Raw genomic sequence first — 17,928 nt, 5'->3', positions numbered from 1 at the left:
GCGTTGCGTATTTCGCAGCGCTAGTTGCGTATTCTGGTCGGGCTGTTCTAGCATCGCCGCGACGGATCGGTCAACGACGGCGGAGGAGAACCCAGCAGTGGACATCCCGGGCCGGAGCGCCGTGGTGTGCTTCGGCGAGGCCCTCGCCCTGGTCCCCGACGCGGCCGCCGTCGACGACCCACGGGCCCCCGCACAGGCCGCGGGCGCGGAGGTCAACGCCGCGCTCGACCTGGCCGCCGCCGGAGTCACGGTGGCATGGGTCGGTCGCCTCGGCGCCGACCCGCACGGCGACCTGGTGGCGCGCACGCTCGCCGCCGCCGGGGTCGACACCGGCGGGATCGGCGTCGACCCGGACCACCCGACCGGCCGCTACGCCAAGTCCCCCGGCCCCGACGGCAGCACCGTCATGACCTACCGGCGGGCCGGGTCGGCGGCCTCGGCGGCCGGCCCCGAGCTGCTGGAGACGCCCGCGGTGCGCGACCGGATCGCCGACGCGGACTGGGTGCACGTCGGCGGGATCACCGCCGCGGTGTCGCCGTCCTGTGCCGCGACGCTGGAGACGCTGCTGGCCCACCCGCGCCGGTACCGGGTGTCGTTCGACGTGAACTGGCGCGAGCAGATGTGGCCCGACGGCGACCCCGCCCCGGTGGTCGCGCTGGCCGGCCGGGCCGACGTCCTCCTGGTCGGCGCGGACGAGGCGCAACGGGTGTTCGGCACCGACGACCCGGCGCGGCTGCGCGCACTGCTGCCCGATCCGGAGCTGGTCGTGGTCAAGGACGGTCCTCGGCGCGCGCTGGCCGTGCACCGCGACGGCGCGGTCACCGAGCGCGCGGCGCTGGTCGTCGACGTCGTCGAGCCGGTGGGGGCGGGCGACGCGTTCGCCGCCGGTCTGCTCACCGGCCTGGTCCGCGGCGAGGACGTGGGCCGCTGCCTGCGCCGCGGCCACCTCGGCGCCGCCGCGGTGCTCGTCGTCCCCGGGGACTCCGCCGCTCCACTGCCCGAGCATCTGCTCGACCTCGACGACGACGCCTGGGCGGCCCTGCGCGTGACCGCCGACCGGTGGGCCGGGTGAGCACCAGCCTGACCAAGGCGCTGCGGATCCTGGTGCTCCTCGGCGAGGGCCCGGCCTCGCTCGACGAGCTCGCCACGGCGCTCGAGGTGCACAAGACGACCGTCCTGCGCCTGCTGCGCACCCTGGCCGACGAGCACTTCGTGCACCGCGACGACCACCACCGCTACCGGCTCGGCTCGCGGCTGTTCGAGCTGTCCTCGCGCGGGCTGGACCAGCGCGAGGTGCGCACGGTCGCCGCACCGCACCTGCAGGCGTTCAACCGGGCCCACGGCCACACCGTGCACCTGTCCGAGCGCGACGGCGACGAGATCGTCTACATCGACAAGCTGGAGTCCCTCGACAACGTGCGCATGGCGTCGCGGGTCGGTCTGCGCGGACCCGTGCACTCCACCGCCGCCGGGAAGGTGCTGCTCGCCGACCTGCCCGCCGCCGAGCGGAACCGGGTGCTCGACGAGATCGACTTCCCCACCCGCACCCCGAACACGATCACCGACCGCGAGACCTACCTGGCCGAGCTCGCCCGCGTGCGCGAGCAGGGCTGGGCGCAGGACCGCGAGGAGAACGAGGCCTCGATCAACTGCATCGGGGCGCCGGTCCGCGGACCGGCCGGAACCGTCGTCGCGGCGGTGTCGGTGTCCGTACCGACCATCGTCGCCGGCTACGACCAGCTGATGGAGCTGGTCCCGTCACTGCTGGCCGTCACCGGGACGATCTCCCGCGACCTCGGCTGGCGCCCGACCCGAGAGGAACCCCCCGTATGAGCACGACCGCCGACGGCGCCGTCTCCACCCCCGACGCGCCCGCGCCGGCGCACACCTTCAGCCAGGGCGTCCGCCGGGGCGGGCTGCTGCAGGTCTCGGGCCAGGGCCCGATGGACCCGGCCACGAAGCAGTACATCGCGCCCGGCGACGTGCACGTCCAGACCCTGCGCACCCTGGAGAACGTCCGCGCCATCCTGGAGGCGGGCGGCGCGTCCGTCGGCGACGTCCTGATGTTCCGGGTGTACCTCACCGAGCGGGAGCACTTCACCGCGATGAACGAGGCCTACGGCGAGTTCGTCTCCCGCTACGTCCCGGAGGGCGCCGCGCTCCCCGCACGGACGACGGTCTTCGTGGGCCTGCCCCACGCCGAGATGCTGGTGGAGATCGACGCCCTGGCCGCTCCCGCCGCGTAGGGCTCGTGGAGACGCACGTTCTCGCCCCCGGCAGGGCGGAAACGTGCGTCTCGGTGGGTGTCGAGCGGTGGTCCGTCGCGTGCGAGGCTCCACACGTGCCGCGTCACGTCGTCGAGGTCCAGGTCAGCGAGTGGGAGTACGGCTGCTGCCTGCCGCCTCCGCGGCTCGGGGACCTCTCCGAGTGGTGGCTCGACCTCTGCCCCGGCTACGACCCGGCATGCGAGCTGCTCTGGACCGTCACCCACGACACCCCGGCCCGGGGCGGTCAGATCTGGCTCGACGGCGGCGACGGCCTCCACGCCCGCTGGCTGTCCGAGTACGAACCGCCACCCGCCCCGGGGATCCGACTGCTGCACGGTGCGCTGTTCGCGACCGCGCACGGGGGTCGCCGTCCCGAGGACCCGGGCGCGGTGCGCGGCCGGATCGAGCGAATCCGGGTCATGTCGCACGAGATGCGCCGGGCCCCGTGGCACGGCACGAACGCCTTCGAGCGCGTCCCGGGATCGGTCGAGCTGCGCGACGTCGCCGAGGGACCGGACCGGTTCGCGTGGACGACCGGCCCCGGCCGCACGGAGACGGGCCTGCTGCTCGACCTCGCGCTGGATCAGCGCGCGTAACGCAGCTCCGCCCGCGCCCGGGCCTTCGCCGCCTCCACCTCGCGGTCCTTCGGCGGGGCGGTGGTGGTGAGCCCGTCGAGCAGCTCCCTCGTCGCCTCGGCGACGGCGGCGACCGCCCTCTCGAACGCCTCGGCGTTGGCCTGTGAGGGCTTCGCCGCCCCCGAGATCTTGCGGACGTACTGCAGCGCGGCGGCATCCACCTCGTCGGGTGTGGCCGGCGGCTCGAAGTTGTGCAGGGTCCGGATGTTGCGGCACATGGCTCCCCCTGGAGACGTCGACGGCCCGCCCCGCGACGGTAGCGCGCGGCGGCCGGTCGACGCAGTAACCGGGGTGCCACGGGGGCACCGGCCGGGTTACCGTCGTGGCCCCGGTGCCCGGGGCCGTCGCGCCCCGGCTCGTCGAGTGCGCCGGCTTCTCACCGATGTCCGACCCTGTCATCGAGATCGTCGTCGAGTCCTGGGAGATCGAGTGCTGCGCCCCACCGCCCGTGGTGGGTGAGCAGGCCACCTGGCGGGTGCTCTTCGTCCCGTCCACCGATCACCCCTTCTCCGCCGAACACCTGTGGTCCGTCGTGCCGCACGATCCCGCGCCCCGACTGCACCGCGACGGCGTGGTCGCGGCCTGGGGCGGCGGCCACACCGCTGCGGCACCGCCACCCGGTGAGCACCGCCTGCGCGGCCACCTGTCCGGTGCCGCTCACGTGTTCCCCGAGGACCTCCCCCCGGTGACCGGCCGGGTGCGCCGTCTCCGGGTCCTTTCTTACGAGCTCGCAGCCGATCCCGGGGGCACGTACGCGCTGAGCCCCGTCCCCGGCAGCGTGGCCGTCCGGGACGTCGACGCGAGCCCGCGCTGGTTCGCCCGGCCCGCGCCGCGAGTGGGCGCCCCGGCCCGGTCGGGACAGCGGTTCTTCGCAGGGGTGCCACAGCCGGGGCGGTACGAGACCGGCATCGTCGTCGACCTGCACGTGGGGGCGTGAGTACCCGCGTCATCCTGATCGATCCGGAGACGTGAGCCGGGCCGCGGGCCCCTGAAGACCCGGCTCCTGGAGACGTCGACGGCCCGCCCCGCGACCGTAGCGCGGAACGGGCCGTCGGCCGAGCGGTCCTACTTCACGACGTGCATCGACCCGTCGAGCTCCCCCGCCGCCTGACGACGGTTGAGCACCGCGAGCCGGGTGAAGGACTTGTCGAACGCGTCCTGGGTGAGGCCGCGGTTCCGGTACTCGGTGGCGAGCTGCTCGGCACCGGCCGGGATCGTCCAGGACGCCTCGAAGCCGAGCTCCTTGCGGGCCCGGGCGAAGTCGACCCGGTAGCTGCGCGGGTCGTTGCCGGCCTCGCCGGTGATGTTGAGCGTCGAGCCGGGGACGGCGTCGATCACGGCCTGCGCGATCTCGGCGACGGTCCGGTTGTTCCGCTCGGTGCCGACGTTGTAGGCCCGGGCCCGGACGACGTCCGCCGGAGCCGCCAGCGCGGCGACCACCGCGCCGGCGATGTCCTCGGCGTGCGCGAGCGGGCGCCACGGGGTGCCGTCGGAGAGCACCGTGACCTCGTTCGTCAGGATCGCGCGGCCGACCAGGTTGTTCAGCACGATGTCGGCGCGCAGCCGCGGCGAGAACCCGAACGCGGTCGCGTTGCGCATCGAGACCGGCACGAAGTCGGCGTCGGCGAGCTCGGCCAGGTCGTCCTCGACGCGGACCTTGGAGATCGCGTACGGGGTGACCGGCTTGAGCGGGGCGTCCTCGTCGACGAGGTCGTCGCCGGACTGGGCGCCGTAGACCGAGCAGGTGGAGGCGTAGACGAAGCGGCCGACGCCTGCCTCCTTCGACAGCCGGGCCAGCCGGGTCGACGCGTGGTGGTTGATGTCGTAGGTGATCTCCGGCGCGAGCGAGCCCAGCGGGTCGTTCGACAGCGCGGCCATGTGGACGACGGCGTCGAACCCGGAGAGCTGCTCCACGGTCACGTCGCGGAGGTCGGTGCTGAAGCCCTCGACGTCGGGGGTGTCCAGCGAACCCAGCACGCAGTCGGCGAACAGCCCGGAGTCCAGGCCGGTCACCTCGTGACCCGCGGCCGCCAGCAGGGGCGCCATCACGGTCCCGAGGTAGCCCTGGTGCCCGGTGAGCAGTACGCGCATGTATGTCCCTTTCTCGGAGTGTGTGCGGGGTCAGAAGCCGCCGGGTTCGGAGCCGACCATCGGCGCCGGCGACAGCGTCAGCTTCTGGACGTGGAAGCCCTCGGCGTAGCGGGCATGGCACTGCACGCCACGCACCCTGGCCAGGCCGCGGAAGGTCTCGTCGTCGAACCAGGTCCGGTCGCGCTGGCTGCCGTAGTGCTCGTGGAGCTTGGCGATCTTCTCGGTGAGCACCGGCTCCGACAGCGGGAGGAAGACGGTCGGCTGGGCGAGGTCACTCTCCCACTTGAGGATCTCGTAGCCGAGCGTCAGGTGGTCGCGGAACGCGGTCGGGATCATCTGCGACAGCGTCCGGTGGTCCTGGTGGGCGTCGTGCGGCGACGGGCCGATCACCAGGTCCGGCTCGCTGCGGCTGCGCAGGTCCTCCAGCGCCATCTTCGCCCGCTCCCAGTGCTGCGGGACGCGGCCGTCGGGCAGGTCCATGACGATGACGTCGAGGTGCGCGCCGGGGGTGAACGCGGCCAGCGCGGCCCGTTCCTCCTCCTCGCGCAGCGACCCCGCACCGGTCAGGACCAGCGCGGTGACGTGCACCCCCGGGTAGGCACGGCACAGCTCCAGGAGCATCCCGCCGGCCCCGATCGGGATGTCGTCACAGTGGGCGCCGAGCAGCAGGATGCGGTCCAACCGCTCGGGCAGCAGGTTCAGCACGGTCTCTCGTTCCCCCCGGAGTTCCGCGAGCAGTGGTCGTTCGTACCGACGGCTCGCTCAGTCGCGCTGGTGGCTGCTGCGGTGCATCTGGGCGATGGCTGCCTGCAGCGGGTCCTGGTCGGCCTCGTAGGACTCCCACAGCATCCACGGCCGCGCACCGCTCTGGTACGCCGCCTCCAGCGCGTTGCGCTCCTTGACGGTGTCGGCGGGCTGCCAGAAGCCGCGGTGCCGGTAGGCCGACATGCGTCCCTTGCGCGCGAGCGGGGCGGCGGCGTCGGCGATCAGGTCGCAGTCCTTCTCCAGGTAGTCGAAGATCTCCGGCCGGAACATGAGATAGCCGCCGTTCTCCCAGATCGGCATCTCCTGCAGCGTGGTGATCGACTCGAGCCTGCCGTTGTCGTCGACGTCGACGCAGTGGAACGCCGACTGCGGCGGCACCGCCATCAGCTGCCCGACGGCGTCGGTGCCGGCGAACTGCTCGACCATCCGGTCAAGCGGGGCGTCGGTGAGGACGTCGGCGTAGTTCGCGTGGAACATCTCCTCGTCCTTGACCAGCGCCTTCACCCGGCGCAGGCGCTCACCGATCGGCGAGTCCAGACCGGTGTGGACGAACGTGATGTTCCAGTCCTGGACGTCGCTGCCCATGAGCTCGACCTCGCCCTGGTGCAGCACGAAGTCGTTGGACTCGGTCTCGTCGTAGTGGAGGAAGTAGTTCTTGATGTGGTGCGCGCCGTAGCCCAGGCACAGGACGAAGTCCGTGTAGCCGAAGTGGGCGTAGTAGCGCATCACGTGCCAGATCAGCGGCCGCGGGCCCACCGGGTGCATCGGCTTCGGGAGGTCGGAGGCGCCGTCACGCATCCGCATGCCGTATCCACCGCAGAACAGGACGACCTTCACGTCAGACCACCTCGAGCGACGGGATCGGGAAGACCAGCGTGCCGCCCCACTCACGGACGTAGGACAGCTGCTCGATCAGCTCGGTGCGCAGGTTCCAGGGCAGGATCAGGACGTGGTCGGGGCGGTCCTGCGCGATCCGCTCCGGGGCAGAGATCGGAATCCGGGTCCCCGGCGTTAGCCGCCCGTGCTTGTACGGGTTGCGGTCGACGGTGTACTCGACCAGGTCGGGCCGGATGCCGCAGTAGTTGAGCAGGGTGTTCCCCTTGCCCGGGGCGCCGTAGCCGACGACGCGCTTGCCCTGGCGGCGGGCGTCGATGAGGAAGGCGACGAGGTCGTCGCGGATGGTGGAGACGGCCTCGGCGAACCCGTCGTGGCCCTCCGGCGTGTGCAGCCCGGCCGCTGCCTCGGCAGCCAGGACCTCGCTGACCTTCGCACTCGGCTCGCCGGCGATCTCGGCCGGGCGCGCCCACATGCGGATCGAGCCGCCGTGGGTGTCGAGCAGCTCGACGTCGACCAGGGTCAGCCCGCCCGCGGCGAGCGCCCGCTGCCCGGTGAGCAGCGTGTAGTACTGGAAGTGCTCGTGGTAGATCGTGTCGAACTGCTTGCGCTCGACGAGCGTGAGCAGGTGCTGGACCTCGATGGAGACCCAGCCGTCGTCGGCGACCATGGCGCGCAGTCCCTGCGCGAAGCCGACGACGTCGGGGATGTGGGCGAACACGTTGTTGCCGCAGACCAGGTCCGCCGGGCCGTGCTCGGCACGCACCCGGGCGCCGGTCTCCGGGGTGAGGAACGCGGTGAGCGTCGGCACGCCCTTCTCCCTGGCGGCCTCCCCGACGTTCACGCTCGGCTCGACCCCCAGGCAGCGGATGCCCTTCGCGACGACGTGCTGCAGCAGGTAGCCGTCGTTCGACGCGACCTCGACGACGAACGAACCCGAGTCCAGCCCGGCCCGCTGCTGCGCGGAGTCGACGAAGCGCCGGGCGTGCTCCACCCACGACGAGCTGAACGAGGAGAAGTACGCGTACTCGGAGAACGTCTCCTCCGGGCTGATCTCCGGCGGCAGCTGGGCGAGCAGACACGAGTTGCACACCCGCACGTGCAGCGGGAAGGTTTGCTCGGGCTGCTGTGCCGTCTCCTCGGTGAGGAACAGCTCGCAGGGCGGCGTGGCACCCAGGTCGCAGAAGCTGCGCAGGTCGGTCGTGCCGCAGAGGCGGCACGTCAACGCGGTTCCGGACCCGATCGACGACGTCGTCCCGGAGGCATCCGTGTTCAGCACGCAGCGAGTCTGACAACTCGACGCGCGGGCGGCACGCCCGGGGTGAATGTCACCCATTCGTGGGTGTTTGTCCGTGATCAGGACCATGCACAGGCTTTGCGCGGGGCGGGTGCGCTGCGAGGACGCCGTCGCGCACGTGTCACGATGGCGGGGCCCACGATCCGCCGTGGTGTAACGGCAGCACCTCGGATTTTGGTTCCGATGGTCCAGGTTCGAATCCTGGCGGCGGAGCAAGCCGCGCACCCACACCTCCGCCCGCGGACGTAATCCGCTCGCCCGCCGCACCGTCCCGGTGGTGCACTCCCCCGCGATGATGCACATCGACGAGGCGCGGGTGGACGCCACCACCGCCCGCCGTCTGGTCGACGATTCGTTCCCCGCGCTGCGCCACCTGCCCGTGCGCCCGGCCCCCGGCAGCGGCACCGTGCACGCCATACACCGGGTCGGGGACGGCCTCGCGGCCCGGTTCCCGCTGCAGGGCCACGACACCGCGGCGGTGCGCGAGCGGCTGGTGGCCGAGGCCACCGCGGCCCGGGAGCTCGCCGCCTGCAGCCCGGTCCCGACGCCCGAGCCGGTCGGGATCGGCAACCCCGGACACGGGGCTACCCGCTGCCGTGGTCGGTCCAGACCTGGGTGCCGGGCCGCACCGCCGACGCCGACGACCCCGGCCGGTCGGCCGCATTCGCCGTCGACCTGGCCGGTCTGCTGCGCCGCCTGCGCGCCGCCGACACCCGCGGGCGCCGGTTCGCGGGTGACGGCCGCGGCGGGCATCTGCCGGACCAGGACGCCTGGATGGCGACGTGTCTCGCCGAGTCCGCCGACCTGCTCGACGTCGGCCCGCTCCGTCGGATGTGGGCGGAGTTCCGGGTGCTGCCCCGCGCCGGGCCGGACGTGATGTCCCACGGCGACCTGATCCCCGGCAACGTGGTCGTCGCCGACGGCCGGCTCACCGGCCTCCTCGACGGCGGCGGATTCGGCCCGGCCGACCCTGCGCTCGACCTCGTCGCGGCGTGGCACCTGCTCGACGACGGGCCGCGGGAGCTGCTGCGCACGGAGCTGGGCTGCGGCCCCGTCGAGTGGGCGCGGGGACGGGCCTGGGCGTTCGCGCAGGCGATGGGCCTGGGCTGGTACTACCGGACCTCCGCCCCGGCGCTGAGCAGGTTGGGCCTGCGCACGCTGGACCGGCTGCTGCGTAGTCGCTGAGCCCGCCCCGGGGAGCCCGCCTGCGCGGTCGCCGTGCTGCGGCGGATGTCCGACGGCGACCGCCCCGGGCACGACGACGCCCCCGTCCGAGGTCCGGGCGGGGGCGTCGCGGGGGTGTTCTCAGCTCTCGAGAGCGGCGTCCAGCGTGATGTCGACGCCGGTCAGTGCCTTGGAGACCGGGCAGCCGGCCTTCGCGGCGTCGGCGGCCTTGGCGAAGCCGTCGGCGTCGAGGCCGGAGACCTCACCGCGCACCTTCAGGGTGATGCCGGTCAGCTTGAAGCCGCCGTTGTCCTTGTCCGGGCCGAGCGAGACGTCGGCCGACACCTCCAGCGACTCCGGGGTCCCGCCGGCCTCGGCGATGTTCGCCGAGAGCTGCATCGCGAAGCAGGCCGAGTGGGCCGCCGCGATGAGCTCCTCCGGGCTGGTCGTGCCGCCGGCCTCGTCGGCGGCACGCTTCGGGAAGCTGACCTCGTAGGTGCCGACCTTGGAGCTGGACAGCTCCACCTGGCCGGATCCCTGCTCCAGGGTGCCGTTCCAGGCGGTGCGGGCGCTGCGCGTGGGCATGAGTCCTCCGTGTCGTCAGAATCGGTTTTGCACAACCGATCAGTCGGAAGTGTTCTCCGCCCGAGCCGTTCCCGCCACCCCTGGGGCGGAAACAACGCCACACGTCACTGCGGAATGTTGGTGACCTCGACCCGGTCGCCGACCTGCAGCGAGTTGAACCAGCGCTCGGCGTTCTCCCGCGACAGCCGGACGCAGCCCGCGGACTCGGTCTCGGTATTGCCCTCGTGGAAGGCGATGCCGCCGGGGGCGAAGAAGACCGCGAACGGCATCGGCGCGTTGTTGAACTCCCGGCTGCGGTGGTCCTTGTTCTTCCACTGGACCTGGAAGACCCCCGCCGGGGTGCGCTGCCCCTTCTTGCCGAACGACGCGGGCACCGGTCCCGCCTCGATCTTCCCGTCGCGGATCAGCCATGCCGTGCTGTTCGCGAGGTCGACGCAGGCGCGCGCGGCCGCCGAGCACGGCGTGCCCTCGGTGCGGCCCGGCCCGGCGTCGGACTCCGTCGGCGCCGCGGACGCGGTCCCGATCATCCCGGCGGTCAGCCCGGCCAGCACCAGGGCCACCACCGTGGCCAGGACCGTCATCACCCGGGGCCGCCGACGGCGTCCCTCGACCTCGCGCGTCATCGCACTCCGCTCATCCGCATCGCGGACGGTGACCGGTCGGTCGCCGTCGTCTGAACCGTGGAACGAGACCGGCGACCGACCGGTTACCACCCGAAGGGTTGATCTTGGGTTTGGACGCCGTCACCACCGGGCGACGGGCCCGCCGGGTTCCCCGGGGCCGTCCCCGTACGATGCCGTACCGGCACGGCGCGTCCCGCGTCCACCGCCCGGCACGGGCGGCGAGTCCGGCAGGAGGAACCGAACATGCCCGAACCCGACCGGGCCGGCACCGGTGACCGACCGGCCCCCGGAACGGCGGCGGTCGCGGCCGGCATCGTCCTCGCGGCGGGTGCGGGTTCGCGGATGCGGTCGTCGACGCCGAAGGTGCTCCACGAGCTGGGCGGGCGCAGCATGCTCGGCCACGCCGCGCACGCACTGGCCGGTACCGCACCCGAGCACCTCGTGGTCGTCGTCGGACACGAGCGTGAACGGGTGGAGCGGGCCGTCCGCGACATCTCCGCCACCCTCGGACGCACCGCCACCACCGCCGTCCAGGAGCAGCGCCTCGGCACCGGCGACGCGGTCCGCAGCGGCCTCACCCCGCTCCCCGCGGACCTGACCGGCACCGTCCTGGTCACCTACGGCGACGTCCCGCTGCTCGACACCGCGACCCTGTCCGCGCTGGTCACCGAGCACACCGACCACGGCGCCGCGGTCACCCTGCTGACCTGCGAGGTCCCCGACCCCACCGGCTACGGCCGGATCGTGCGCGGGAGCGGGGGCTCCGTCACCGGCATCGTCGAGCACGCCGACGCGACCCCGGAACAGCGCGCGATCAACGAGATCAACTCCGGGGTCTACGCCTTCGACGCGGAGTTCCTGCGCGCGGGCATCACGGGCCTGGCCGCGCACAACGCCCAGCAGGAGCTCTACCTCACCGACCTGGTCGCCGCCGCCGTCGCCGCGGGCCGGACGGTGCACGCCCTCCGCTGCGACGACGAGTGGCGCGTGCGCGGCGTGAACGACCGCGTCCAGCTCGCCGAGCTCGGCGCCGAGCTGAACCGCCGCGTGCTGCGTGAGTGGATGCTGGCCGGGGTCACCGTGGTCGACCCCGCCACCACCCGGGTCGACGTCGACGTGCGGCTGGCACCCGACGTCGTGCTGCACCCGGGCACCCAGCTGCACGGTGCGTGCGAGGTCGGCGAGGCCGCGGTCATCGGTCCCGACACGACGCTCACCGACACCGTCGTCGGGGCCGGCGCGAGCGTCGTCCGCACCCACGGGTCGGAGGCCCGGATCGGCCCCGGCGCCTCGGTCGGGCCGTTCGCCTACCTCCGCCCGGGCGCCGTCCTCGGCGAGCGCGGCAAGATCGGCACGTTCGTCGAGGTCAAGAACTCCGACATCGGCGCGGGCACCAAGGTCCCGCACCTGACCTACGTCGGCGACGCCACGATCGGCGAGATGAGCAACATCGGCGCCTCGTCGGTGTTCGTCAACTACGACGGCGTCCGCAAGCAGCGGACCGTCATCGGATCCCACGTGCGGACGGGGTCGGACACCATGTTCATCGCCCCCGTCACGGTCGGGGACGGCGCGTACACCGGCGCCGGGACCGTGCTCCGCGCCGACGTCCCACCGGGGGCGCTCGCGGTGTCCGGTGGGCCACAGCGCACCATCGAGGGGTGGGTGCCGCGCAAGCGGCCCGGCACCCCCGCCGCCGAGGCGGCACAGCGGGCGGGCAGCGACCCGTCCACGAACGGCACGACCAGCAGCGACGGCGCAGGTCACACCACCTCCGCCGGTACGACAGACCCGAGAGACCTCAGCCGAGGAGGCACCGCACGGTGAGCGCGATCGCAGGCACTCCCAAGAAGAACATGATGCTGTTCTCGGGGAGGGCGCACCCGGAGCTCGCCGAGCACGTGGCGAAGGAGCTCGACGTCACGGTCACCCCGCAGTCCGCCTACTCCTTCGCGAACGGTGAGATCTTCTGCCGCTTCGAGGAGTCGGTCCGCGGGAGCGACGCGTTCGTGATCCAGGCGCACTCCGCCCCGATCAACGACGCGATCATGGAGCAGCTGATCATGGTCGACGCGCTCAAGCGCGGGTCGGCCAAGCGGATCACCGCGGTCATGCCGTTCTGGGGCTACGCCCGTCAGGACAAGAAGCACCGCGGTCGCGAGCCCATCTCGGCCCGCCTCGTCGCGGACATGTTCAAGACCGCCGGTGCCGACCGGATCCTGACCGTGGACCTGCACACGTCGCAGATCCAGGGCTTCTTCGACGGCCCCGTCGACCACCTGTTCGCGCTGCCGGTGCTCGCCCAGCACATCAAGAGCACCCGGCCGAACGGGAACTTCGCCGTCGTCTCCCCCGACTCCGGCCGGGTGCGCCTGGCCGAGCGCTGGGCCGAGACCCTCGGCGGGACCCCGCTGGCGTTCATCCACAAGACCCGGGACCCGCGCAAGCCGAACGAGGCCGTCGCGAACCGGGTGGTCGGTGAGATCGAGGGCCGCTGCTGCGTGGTCATCGACGACATGATCGACACCGGTGGCACCGTCGCGAAGGCGGTCGAGGTGCTGCTCAAGGAGGGCGCCTCGGACGTGATCGTGGCCGCCACCCACGGTGTGCTGTCCGGCCCGGCCACCGAGCGCCTGGCCAACTGCGGCGCGTCGGAGGTCATCTTCACCGACTCGCTGCCGATCCCGGACGAGAAGCGCTTCGACAGCATGACCGTGCTCCCGATCGCCCCGCTGCTGGCCGAGGCGATCCACCAGGTGTTCGAGGACGGCTCGGTCACGAGCCTGTTCGACGGCAACGCCTGAGCACCCCGCGCGTCCGCCGACGGCGCTCCGCCTCCGGGTGGGGCGCCGTCGGTCGTCCGGGTCAGCGCTCGGTCGCGACGAGCCCGGCCTGCCCCGGCACACCGGGCCGCCCGGTCGCGCCCTGCAGGCGGCCCAGGACGTCGTCGAACAGGGCGGCGTCGGGGCCCAGCAGGTCCCGGTAGCGCTCCAGCACCCCGGCCGCCGCCGCGTCCCACTCCGCGAGCGCCGCGCGGCCCCGCTCGGTGGCGACGACCAGCACCCGGCGCCGGTCGACGGCGTCCGGCCTGCGGTGCACGAGGTTCGCCGCGGTCATCCGGTCCACGAGCTTGGTCGCCCGCGGCGCCAGCAGCAGTGCGTGCTCGGCGAGCGCGCTCATCGTCGCGCCGCCCCGCGCCACGAACCCCAGGACCCGCCACTGCTCGACCTCGGAGCCACAGGCCTGCAGCGCGTCGTCGAGCTCCTGGTCCAGGGCCCGGCCCACCGCGCAGAGCAGCCGCAGCGACTCGTCCCCGGACGGCCGCACGTGCTCCGCGGGCTCCGCCATGAGCGCATCGTAACCGGACGTTTTCGCCCGAGGGGGTGGGTGGGCGAGGCCACGATGGATAGCGTCACCTGCATGACTCCGACCCCGGCCCCCGGGCGCGCGACGGCGGTGCCGGCGCGCGGGAGCGAGGTGCTCAACGTGGCGCTGGTCGTCCCGCTCCAGGGTCCGGCCGGCATCTTCGGCCCGTCGTGCGAGTCCTGCGCGACGCTCGCGGCCGAGGAGGTCAACGCCGCGGGCGGGGTGCTCGGCCGGGAGCTGAACCTGGTGCCGGTCGACGGCGGTGCGCCACCCGCCGTCGTCGCCGCGGAGCTCGACGCACTGGTCAGCGCGGGGGCCGTGGACGCGGTCACCGGCTGGCACATCTCGGCGGTCCGCGAGGCCGTCGCACCCCGGATCCGCGGGCGCGTGCCCTACGCCTACACGGCGCTGTACGAGGGCGGCGAGCAGCGGCCGGGGCTGTTCCTGACCGGGGAGACCCCGGACCTGCAGCTGGGCCCGTCGCTGAGCTGGTTCGCCGCGGCCGCCGGGGTGCGCCGCTGGACGATCGTCGGCGACGACTACGTGTGGCCCCGCCGGTCCGCGCGGGTCGCGACCGAGCACCTGCGCCGGATCGGCGGGACGGTCTGCGACGAGATGTACGTCCCGCTCGGCACCGAGGACTTCTCCCGCGTGCTGCACCGGGTCGAGGCGAGCGGCTGCGACGCGGTCCTGATGCTCCTGATCGGCAACGACGCCGTCGAGTTCAACCGGGCCTTCGGGGCCGTCGGGCTGGACCGGGAGATCCTGCGCTTCAGCTCGCTGATCGAGGAGAACGTGCTGCTCGCCTCGGGCCCGGAGAACACCCGCGGCCTGCTCACCTCGACCGGCTACTTCGAGGACCTGGCGACGGCGTCGGGGCTGGACTTCGCGGCCGCGCACGCCCACCGCTTCGGCCCGGACGCACCGGTGCTCAACAGCCTCGGCGAGTCCTGCTACGAGGGTGTCCGGCTGCTGACCGAGCTCATGCGCCGGGCCGGGTCGCCGGAGGTGCCGGCGATGACCGCGGTCGCCGAGGGGCTGGCCTACGAGAGCCCGCGCGGGACCGTCGAGGTGCACGGCCGGCACCTGCGCCAGCAGGTGTTCCTCGCCGTCGCCGACGGGGTGGCGTGGGACGTCGTCCAGCAACTCTGACGCCCGCGTTGACACCCCGGCCCGTCGGTCGTACTTTCCCAGGAAATTATTTCCTCGGATGCATGTCGGGTCGCCCGACGTGCCGGGAGGTACGACCGTGGCGCTCTACGTCTACCGGTGCGGGGCCGACGGCCCCGTCGAGGAACGGCACCCGATCGGCAGCGCCCCCGCGACGGCGCGCTGCCCCACCTGCGGGGAGGCGTCCCCGCGCGTCATCACCGCGCCGATGCTCGGCCTCGCCGACCGCGGCCGCGTCGCCCTGATCGACCGCACGACGGCGACGGCCCACGAGCCCCAGGTCGTCTCCGCCCCGCCGCCGCGTCCGCTGCGCCCCGGCGGGCCGCCGCTGCACCCGGCCACCCGCGGCCTGCCGCGACCCTGACCGCCCCGCCCGCGTCCGCACCGACCCCGGGAGTGCCCGATGCCCAGGAACGTCTTCCCCCTCGACAGCACCAGGTCCTTCACCGACCAGCAGCTGACCGGCCACAACCGGTGGCACCCCGACATCCCGGCGCAGGTCCACGTCAAGCCCGGGGACACCTTCCGCGTCGACTGCCGCGAGTGGTTCGACGGCGCCATCCACAACGACGACTCCGCCGACGACATCCTCGACGCCCCGCTCGACGGGGTGCACGTGCTGTCCGGGCCGATCGCCGTCGAGGGGGCGCAGCCGGGTGACCTGCTGATCGTCGACATCCTCGACGTCGGCCCGATCCCCCAGGAGGACTCCGGACCACTGGCCGGGCAGGGCTGGGGCTACACCGGCGTGTTCGCCACCCGCAACGGCGGCGGCTTCCTCACCGAGCAGTTCCCCGACGCCTACAAGGTCATCTGGGACTTCCGGGGCGGGACGGCCACCTCCCGGCACGTCCCGGGGGTGTCGTTCACCGGGATCGTCCACCCCGGACTGATGGGGACCGCGCCCTCGCCCGAGCTGCTCGGCCGCTGGAACGCCCGCGAGCAGGCGCTGATCGACACCGACCCGGACCGGGTGCCGCCGCTGGCCCTGCCGCCCAACCCCGGCTCGGCGATCCTCGGCTCGCTGACCGGAGCCGACTTCGACCGGGCCGCCGCAGAGGCCGCGCGCACCGCACCGCCCCGGGAGAACGGCGGCAACCAGGACATCAAGAACCTCACCAAGGGCAGCCGGGTCTTCTACCCGGTGTTCGTCGACGGCGCGAACCTGTCGATGGGCGACCTGCACTTCTCCCAGGGCGACGGTGAGATCACCTTCTGCGGCGCCATCGAGATGGGCGGCTTCATCGACCTGCACGTCGACGTCATCAAGGGCGGGATGGCGACCTACGGCGTGAGCGAGAACGCGATCTTCGTGCCCGGCAACACCGACCCGCAGTACAGCGAGTGGATCGCGTTCTCCGGCACCTCGGTCACCCTCGACGGCGAGCAGCGCTACCTCGACTCGCACCTGTCCTACCAGCGGGCCTGCCTGCACGCGATCGACTACCTGACGAACTTCGGCTACTCCCCGATCCAGGCGTACATGATCCTCGGGGCCGCACCGATCGAGGGCAGGCTCTCCGGCGTCGTCGACATCCCGAACTCCTGCTCCACGGTCTACCTCCCGACCGGGATCTTCGACTTCGACGTCAAGCCCGGCAAGAACGGCCCACACCGCATCGACCCGGGTCCGGGAGTCCCCCACTCGGTGGCCTGACCAGCGGGGCCCGTGGTCGTCGCGGGGGGGCTGACCCCGGGACGCCCACGGGCCTGGCGTACTCTTCTCGGCATCTCCGCGGCGAGGGCGGGTGCACCTAGACCCGCCGTGATCGACGTGGGCCGATCCCGGTCGGCTCCTCGCCGCGCGCACCTGTCGCAGAACGTCTTTCGAGGAGCAAGCAGCCGTGGCCCAGACCCGCATTCCCGCCGAGACCCGGACCGAGTTCGGCAAGGGCGCCGCCCGTCGCACCCGTCGTGCCGGCAAGATCCCCGCCGTCCTCTACGGCCACGGGACCGACCCCGTCCACCTGTCGCTGCCGTCGCTGCAGTTCGCCGCGGTCGTCCGCGAGCAGGGCCGCAACGCGGTGCTGGAGCTCGACGTCGACGGTGCGCAGCCGCAGCTCGCGCTGACCAAGACCGTGGTCGTGCACCCGCTGCGCCCCTACATCGAGCACGTCGACCTGCTCGTCATCAAGCGTGGCGAGAAGGTCGAGGTCGAGCTCGACGTCGTCGTCACCGGCGAGGCCGCCCCCGGCTCGCTGGTCACCCAGGACCTCAACACCGTCCTGGTCGAGGCCGACGTGCTGAACATCCCGGAGAACATCGAGATCTCCGTGGAGGACGCCGAGATCGGCACCCAGTACTTCGCCAAGGACCTGAAGCTCCCCGGCGGCGTCGAGCTGCGCACCGACGAGGAGTACCTCGTCGTGCAGGTCGTCGCGGCCCCGACCGAGGAGGACCTCGAGGCCGAGGTCGACACCGAGGGTGCCGGCGTGGTCGAGGAGCCGTCCGACGAGGAGCAGGCCGCCGAGGGCGAGAGCGACTCCGCCGAGGGCTCCGCGGACTCCGAGGGCGACTCCGAGTCCTCCGACAAGTGAGCCCCGTGCCGGGGCCGGCCCTCGTCGTCGGACTCGGGAACCCGGGTCCGGAGTACGAGGGCACCCGGCACAACGTCGGTACCCGCGTCGCCGCGCTGCTGGCGACGCGGGCCGGCGCCGGCCGGTTCTCCGCGCACAAGCGGTCGAACGCCGACATCGCGCAGGGCCGGCTGGCCGGTCGCCCGGTGACCGTGGCCGTCCCGCGGACGTACATGAACCTCTCCGGGGGCCCGGTCGCCGGGCTGGTGCAGTACTTCTCGATCCCGCCGACCGAGGTGATCGTCGTCCACGACGAGCTGGACCTCGACTTCGGCGTGATCCGCCTCAAGCGCGGCGGCGGCGAGGGCGGGCACAACGGCCTGCGCTCGATCAGCAAGGCGCTCGGCACGAAGGACTACCTGCGCGTGCGGTTCGGCATCGGTCGCCCACCGGGTCGTCAGGACCCGGCGGACTACGTGCTCAAGCGGTTCTCCGGTGTGGAGAACAAGGAGCTCGACCTCGGTCTGGACCTCGCCGCGGACGCCGCCGAGGCCCTGCTGTCCGAGGGCCTGGAGCCGGCGCAGAACCGGTTCCACCCGCTGTCGGGCTGAGCCC

At 72.9% G+C, this 17,928-nt stretch carries 21 protein-coding genes and 1 tRNA gene; 14 read left to right on the top strand and 8 right to left on the bottom strand.

Going from position 1 to position 17,928, the window contains the following annotated elements:
* Nucleotides 1–97: 97 nt before the first annotated feature.
* From Ae717Ps2_RS02330 to Ae717Ps2_RS02315, 4 genes are all read left to right on the top strand, one after another.
* Nucleotides 98–1,072: a sugar kinase gene (locus Ae717Ps2_RS02330; RefSeq protein ID WP_198932126.1), complete on the top strand. Its 975-nt coding sequence runs from the start codon at nt 98–100 to the stop codon at nt 1,070–1,072.
* A complete protein-coding gene (locus Ae717Ps2_RS02325) occupies nt 1,069–1,833 on the top strand; it encodes an IclR family transcriptional regulator (protein ID WP_075312388.1) in 765 nt (254 codons plus the stop codon). Before Ae717Ps2_RS02330 ends, Ae717Ps2_RS02325 begins: the two co-directional genes overlap by 4 nt.
* Nucleotides 1,830–2,246: a RidA family protein gene (locus tag Ae717Ps2_RS02320; RefSeq protein ID WP_075332975.1), complete on the top strand. Its 417-nt coding sequence runs from the start codon at nt 1,830–1,832 to the stop codon at nt 2,244–2,246. Before Ae717Ps2_RS02325 ends, Ae717Ps2_RS02320 begins: the two co-directional genes overlap by 4 nt.
* Nucleotides 2,247–2,341: 95 nt before the next feature.
* Entirely contained in the window at nt 2,342–2,863 is a 522-nt protein-coding gene (locus Ae717Ps2_RS02315) for a DUF6578 domain-containing protein (RefSeq protein ID WP_139318819.1), read from the top strand.
* Here Ae717Ps2_RS02315 and Ae717Ps2_RS02310 read toward each other — a convergent pair.
* Entirely contained in the window at nt 2,851–3,120 is a 270-nt protein-coding gene (locus Ae717Ps2_RS02310) for a DUF2277 domain-containing protein (RefSeq protein ID WP_075308343.1), read from the bottom strand. The genes Ae717Ps2_RS02315 and Ae717Ps2_RS02310 overlap by 13 nt on opposite strands.
* A gap of 164 nt (nt 3,121–3,284) precedes the next feature.
* Between Ae717Ps2_RS02310 and Ae717Ps2_RS02305 the strand changes: the two genes are divergently transcribed.
* On the top strand, nt 3,285–3,839 hold the full coding sequence (locus Ae717Ps2_RS02305; protein WP_139320165.1) for a DUF6578 domain-containing protein: 555 nt from the start codon (nt 3,285–3,287) through the stop codon (nt 3,837–3,839).
* 128 nt (nt 3,840–3,967) lie between these two features.
* Here Ae717Ps2_RS02305 and Ae717Ps2_RS02300 read toward each other — a convergent pair whose 3' ends face one another.
* From Ae717Ps2_RS02300 to Ae717Ps2_RS02285, 4 genes are read right to left on the bottom strand one after another with little or no spacing between them, the layout of a single operon-like run.
* The gene (locus Ae717Ps2_RS02300; protein WP_075308347.1) at nt 3,968–4,993 is read right to left on the bottom strand and encodes an NAD(P)-dependent oxidoreductase; all 1,026 of its coding nucleotides are present in this window, start codon (nt 4,991–4,993) and stop codon (nt 3,968–3,970) included.
* Between the two features lie 30 nt (nt 4,994–5,023).
* Nucleotides 5,024–5,698: a PIG-L deacetylase family protein gene (locus Ae717Ps2_RS02295; RefSeq protein ID WP_075308349.1), complete on the bottom strand. Its 675-nt coding sequence runs from the start codon at nt 5,696–5,698 to the stop codon at nt 5,024–5,026.
* Nucleotides 5,699–5,755: 57 nt separating this feature from the next.
* Complete coding sequence (locus Ae717Ps2_RS02290; protein ID WP_075332973.1) at nt 5,756–6,595, bottom strand: sugar phosphate nucleotidyltransferase; 840 nt, start codon at nt 6,593–6,595, stop codon at nt 5,756–5,758.
* Between the two features lies 1 nt (nt 6,596).
* Nucleotides 6,597–7,871 (bottom strand): class I SAM-dependent methyltransferase, encoded by a 1,275-nt coding sequence (locus Ae717Ps2_RS02285; RefSeq protein ID WP_233147415.1) that lies wholly within the window; start codon nt 7,869–7,871, stop codon nt 6,597–6,599.
* 160 nt (nt 7,872–8,031) lie between these two features.
* Here Ae717Ps2_RS02285 and Ae717Ps2_RS02280 point away from each other — a divergent pair.
* Both Ae717Ps2_RS02280 and Ae717Ps2_RS02275 read left to right on the top strand, forming a co-directional pair.
* A tRNA-Gln gene (locus Ae717Ps2_RS02280) sits at nt 8,032–8,102 on the top strand.
* A 402-nt stretch (nt 8,103–8,504) separates the two neighbouring features.
* Nucleotides 8,505–9,074 carry a phosphotransferase gene (locus tag Ae717Ps2_RS02275; RefSeq protein ID WP_233147414.1) on the top strand — a complete coding sequence of 190 codons (570 nt, stop codon included), beginning with the start codon at nt 8,505–8,507 and terminating at the stop codon, nt 9,072–9,074.
* A gap of 120 nt (nt 9,075–9,194) precedes the next feature.
* Here the strand turns inward: Ae717Ps2_RS02275 and Ae717Ps2_RS02270 are convergent, their stop codons facing one another.
* Both Ae717Ps2_RS02270 and Ae717Ps2_RS02265 read right to left on the bottom strand, forming a co-directional pair.
* A complete protein-coding gene (locus tag Ae717Ps2_RS02270) occupies nt 9,195–9,638 on the bottom strand; it encodes an OsmC family peroxiredoxin (protein WP_075308353.1) in 444 nt (147 codons plus the stop codon).
* Between the two features lie 104 nt (nt 9,639–9,742).
* The gene (locus tag Ae717Ps2_RS02265; RefSeq protein WP_226363057.1) at nt 9,743–10,261 is read right to left on the bottom strand and encodes a L,D-transpeptidase; all 519 of its coding nucleotides are present in this window, start codon (nt 10,259–10,261) and stop codon (nt 9,743–9,745) included.
* A gap of 342 nt (nt 10,262–10,603) precedes the next feature.
* On the opposite strand from Ae717Ps2_RS02265, the gene glmU reads away from it, so the two are divergent.
* Together glmU and Ae717Ps2_RS02255 are read left to right on the top strand one after the other, a co-directional pair.
* Complete coding sequence (glmU, locus tag Ae717Ps2_RS02260; RefSeq protein ID WP_233147722.1) at nt 10,604–12,088, top strand: bifunctional UDP-N-acetylglucosamine diphosphorylase/glucosamine-1-phosphate N-acetyltransferase GlmU; 1,485 nt, start codon at nt 10,604–10,606, stop codon at nt 12,086–12,088.
* On the top strand, nt 12,085–13,065 hold the full coding sequence (locus tag Ae717Ps2_RS02255; RefSeq protein WP_020623866.1) for a ribose-phosphate diphosphokinase: 981 nt from the start codon (nt 12,085–12,087) through the stop codon (nt 13,063–13,065). Before glmU ends, Ae717Ps2_RS02255 begins: the two co-directional genes overlap by 4 nt.
* Before the next feature lie 61 nt (nt 13,066–13,126).
* Here the strand turns inward: Ae717Ps2_RS02255 and Ae717Ps2_RS02250 are convergent, their stop codons facing one another.
* Nucleotides 13,127–13,609: a MarR family winged helix-turn-helix transcriptional regulator gene (locus Ae717Ps2_RS02250; RefSeq protein WP_075308355.1), complete on the bottom strand. Its 483-nt coding sequence runs from the start codon at nt 13,607–13,609 to the stop codon at nt 13,127–13,129.
* A 72-nt stretch (nt 13,610–13,681) separates the two neighbouring features.
* On the opposite strand from Ae717Ps2_RS02250, the gene Ae717Ps2_RS02245 reads away from it, so the two are divergent.
* The 5 genes from Ae717Ps2_RS02245 to pth all read left to right on the top strand — a co-directional run bounded on the left by Ae717Ps2_RS02245 (nt 13,682) and on the right by pth (nt 17,924).
* On the top strand, nt 13,682–14,779 hold the full coding sequence (locus Ae717Ps2_RS02245; RefSeq protein ID WP_075332972.1) for a substrate-binding domain-containing protein: 1,098 nt from the start codon (nt 13,682–13,684) through the stop codon (nt 14,777–14,779).
* Between the two features lie 97 nt (nt 14,780–14,876).
* Entirely contained in the window at nt 14,877–15,161 is a 285-nt protein-coding gene (locus Ae717Ps2_RS02240) for a zinc ribbon domain-containing protein (RefSeq protein ID WP_083695556.1), read from the top strand.
* Nucleotides 15,162–15,200: 39 nt separating this feature from the next.
* Nucleotides 15,201–16,454: a formamidase gene (gene fmdA / locus Ae717Ps2_RS02235; protein ID WP_075332971.1), complete on the top strand. Its 1,254-nt coding sequence runs from the start codon at nt 15,201–15,203 to the stop codon at nt 16,452–16,454.
* A 187-nt stretch (nt 16,455–16,641) separates the two neighbouring features.
* Nucleotides 16,642–17,334 (top strand): 50S ribosomal protein L25/general stress protein Ctc, encoded by a 693-nt coding sequence (locus tag Ae717Ps2_RS02230; protein WP_020623871.1) that lies wholly within the window; start codon nt 16,642–16,644, stop codon nt 17,332–17,334.
* Nucleotides 17,331–17,924, top strand: a complete 594-nt coding sequence (gene pth / locus Ae717Ps2_RS02225; RefSeq protein ID WP_020623872.1) for an aminoacyl-tRNA hydrolase — start codon at nt 17,331–17,333, stop codon at nt 17,922–17,924. Before Ae717Ps2_RS02230 ends, pth begins: the two co-directional genes overlap by 4 nt.
* Nucleotides 17,925–17,928: the final 4 nt, after the last annotated feature.

The sequence above is a fragment of the Pseudonocardia sp. Ae717_Ps2 genome, assembly GCF_001932475.1.
Taxonomy (GTDB): domain Bacteria; phylum Actinomycetota; class Actinomycetes; order Mycobacteriales; family Pseudonocardiaceae; genus Pseudonocardia.
This window is presented reverse-complemented; position numbering and strand designations above follow the sequence as displayed.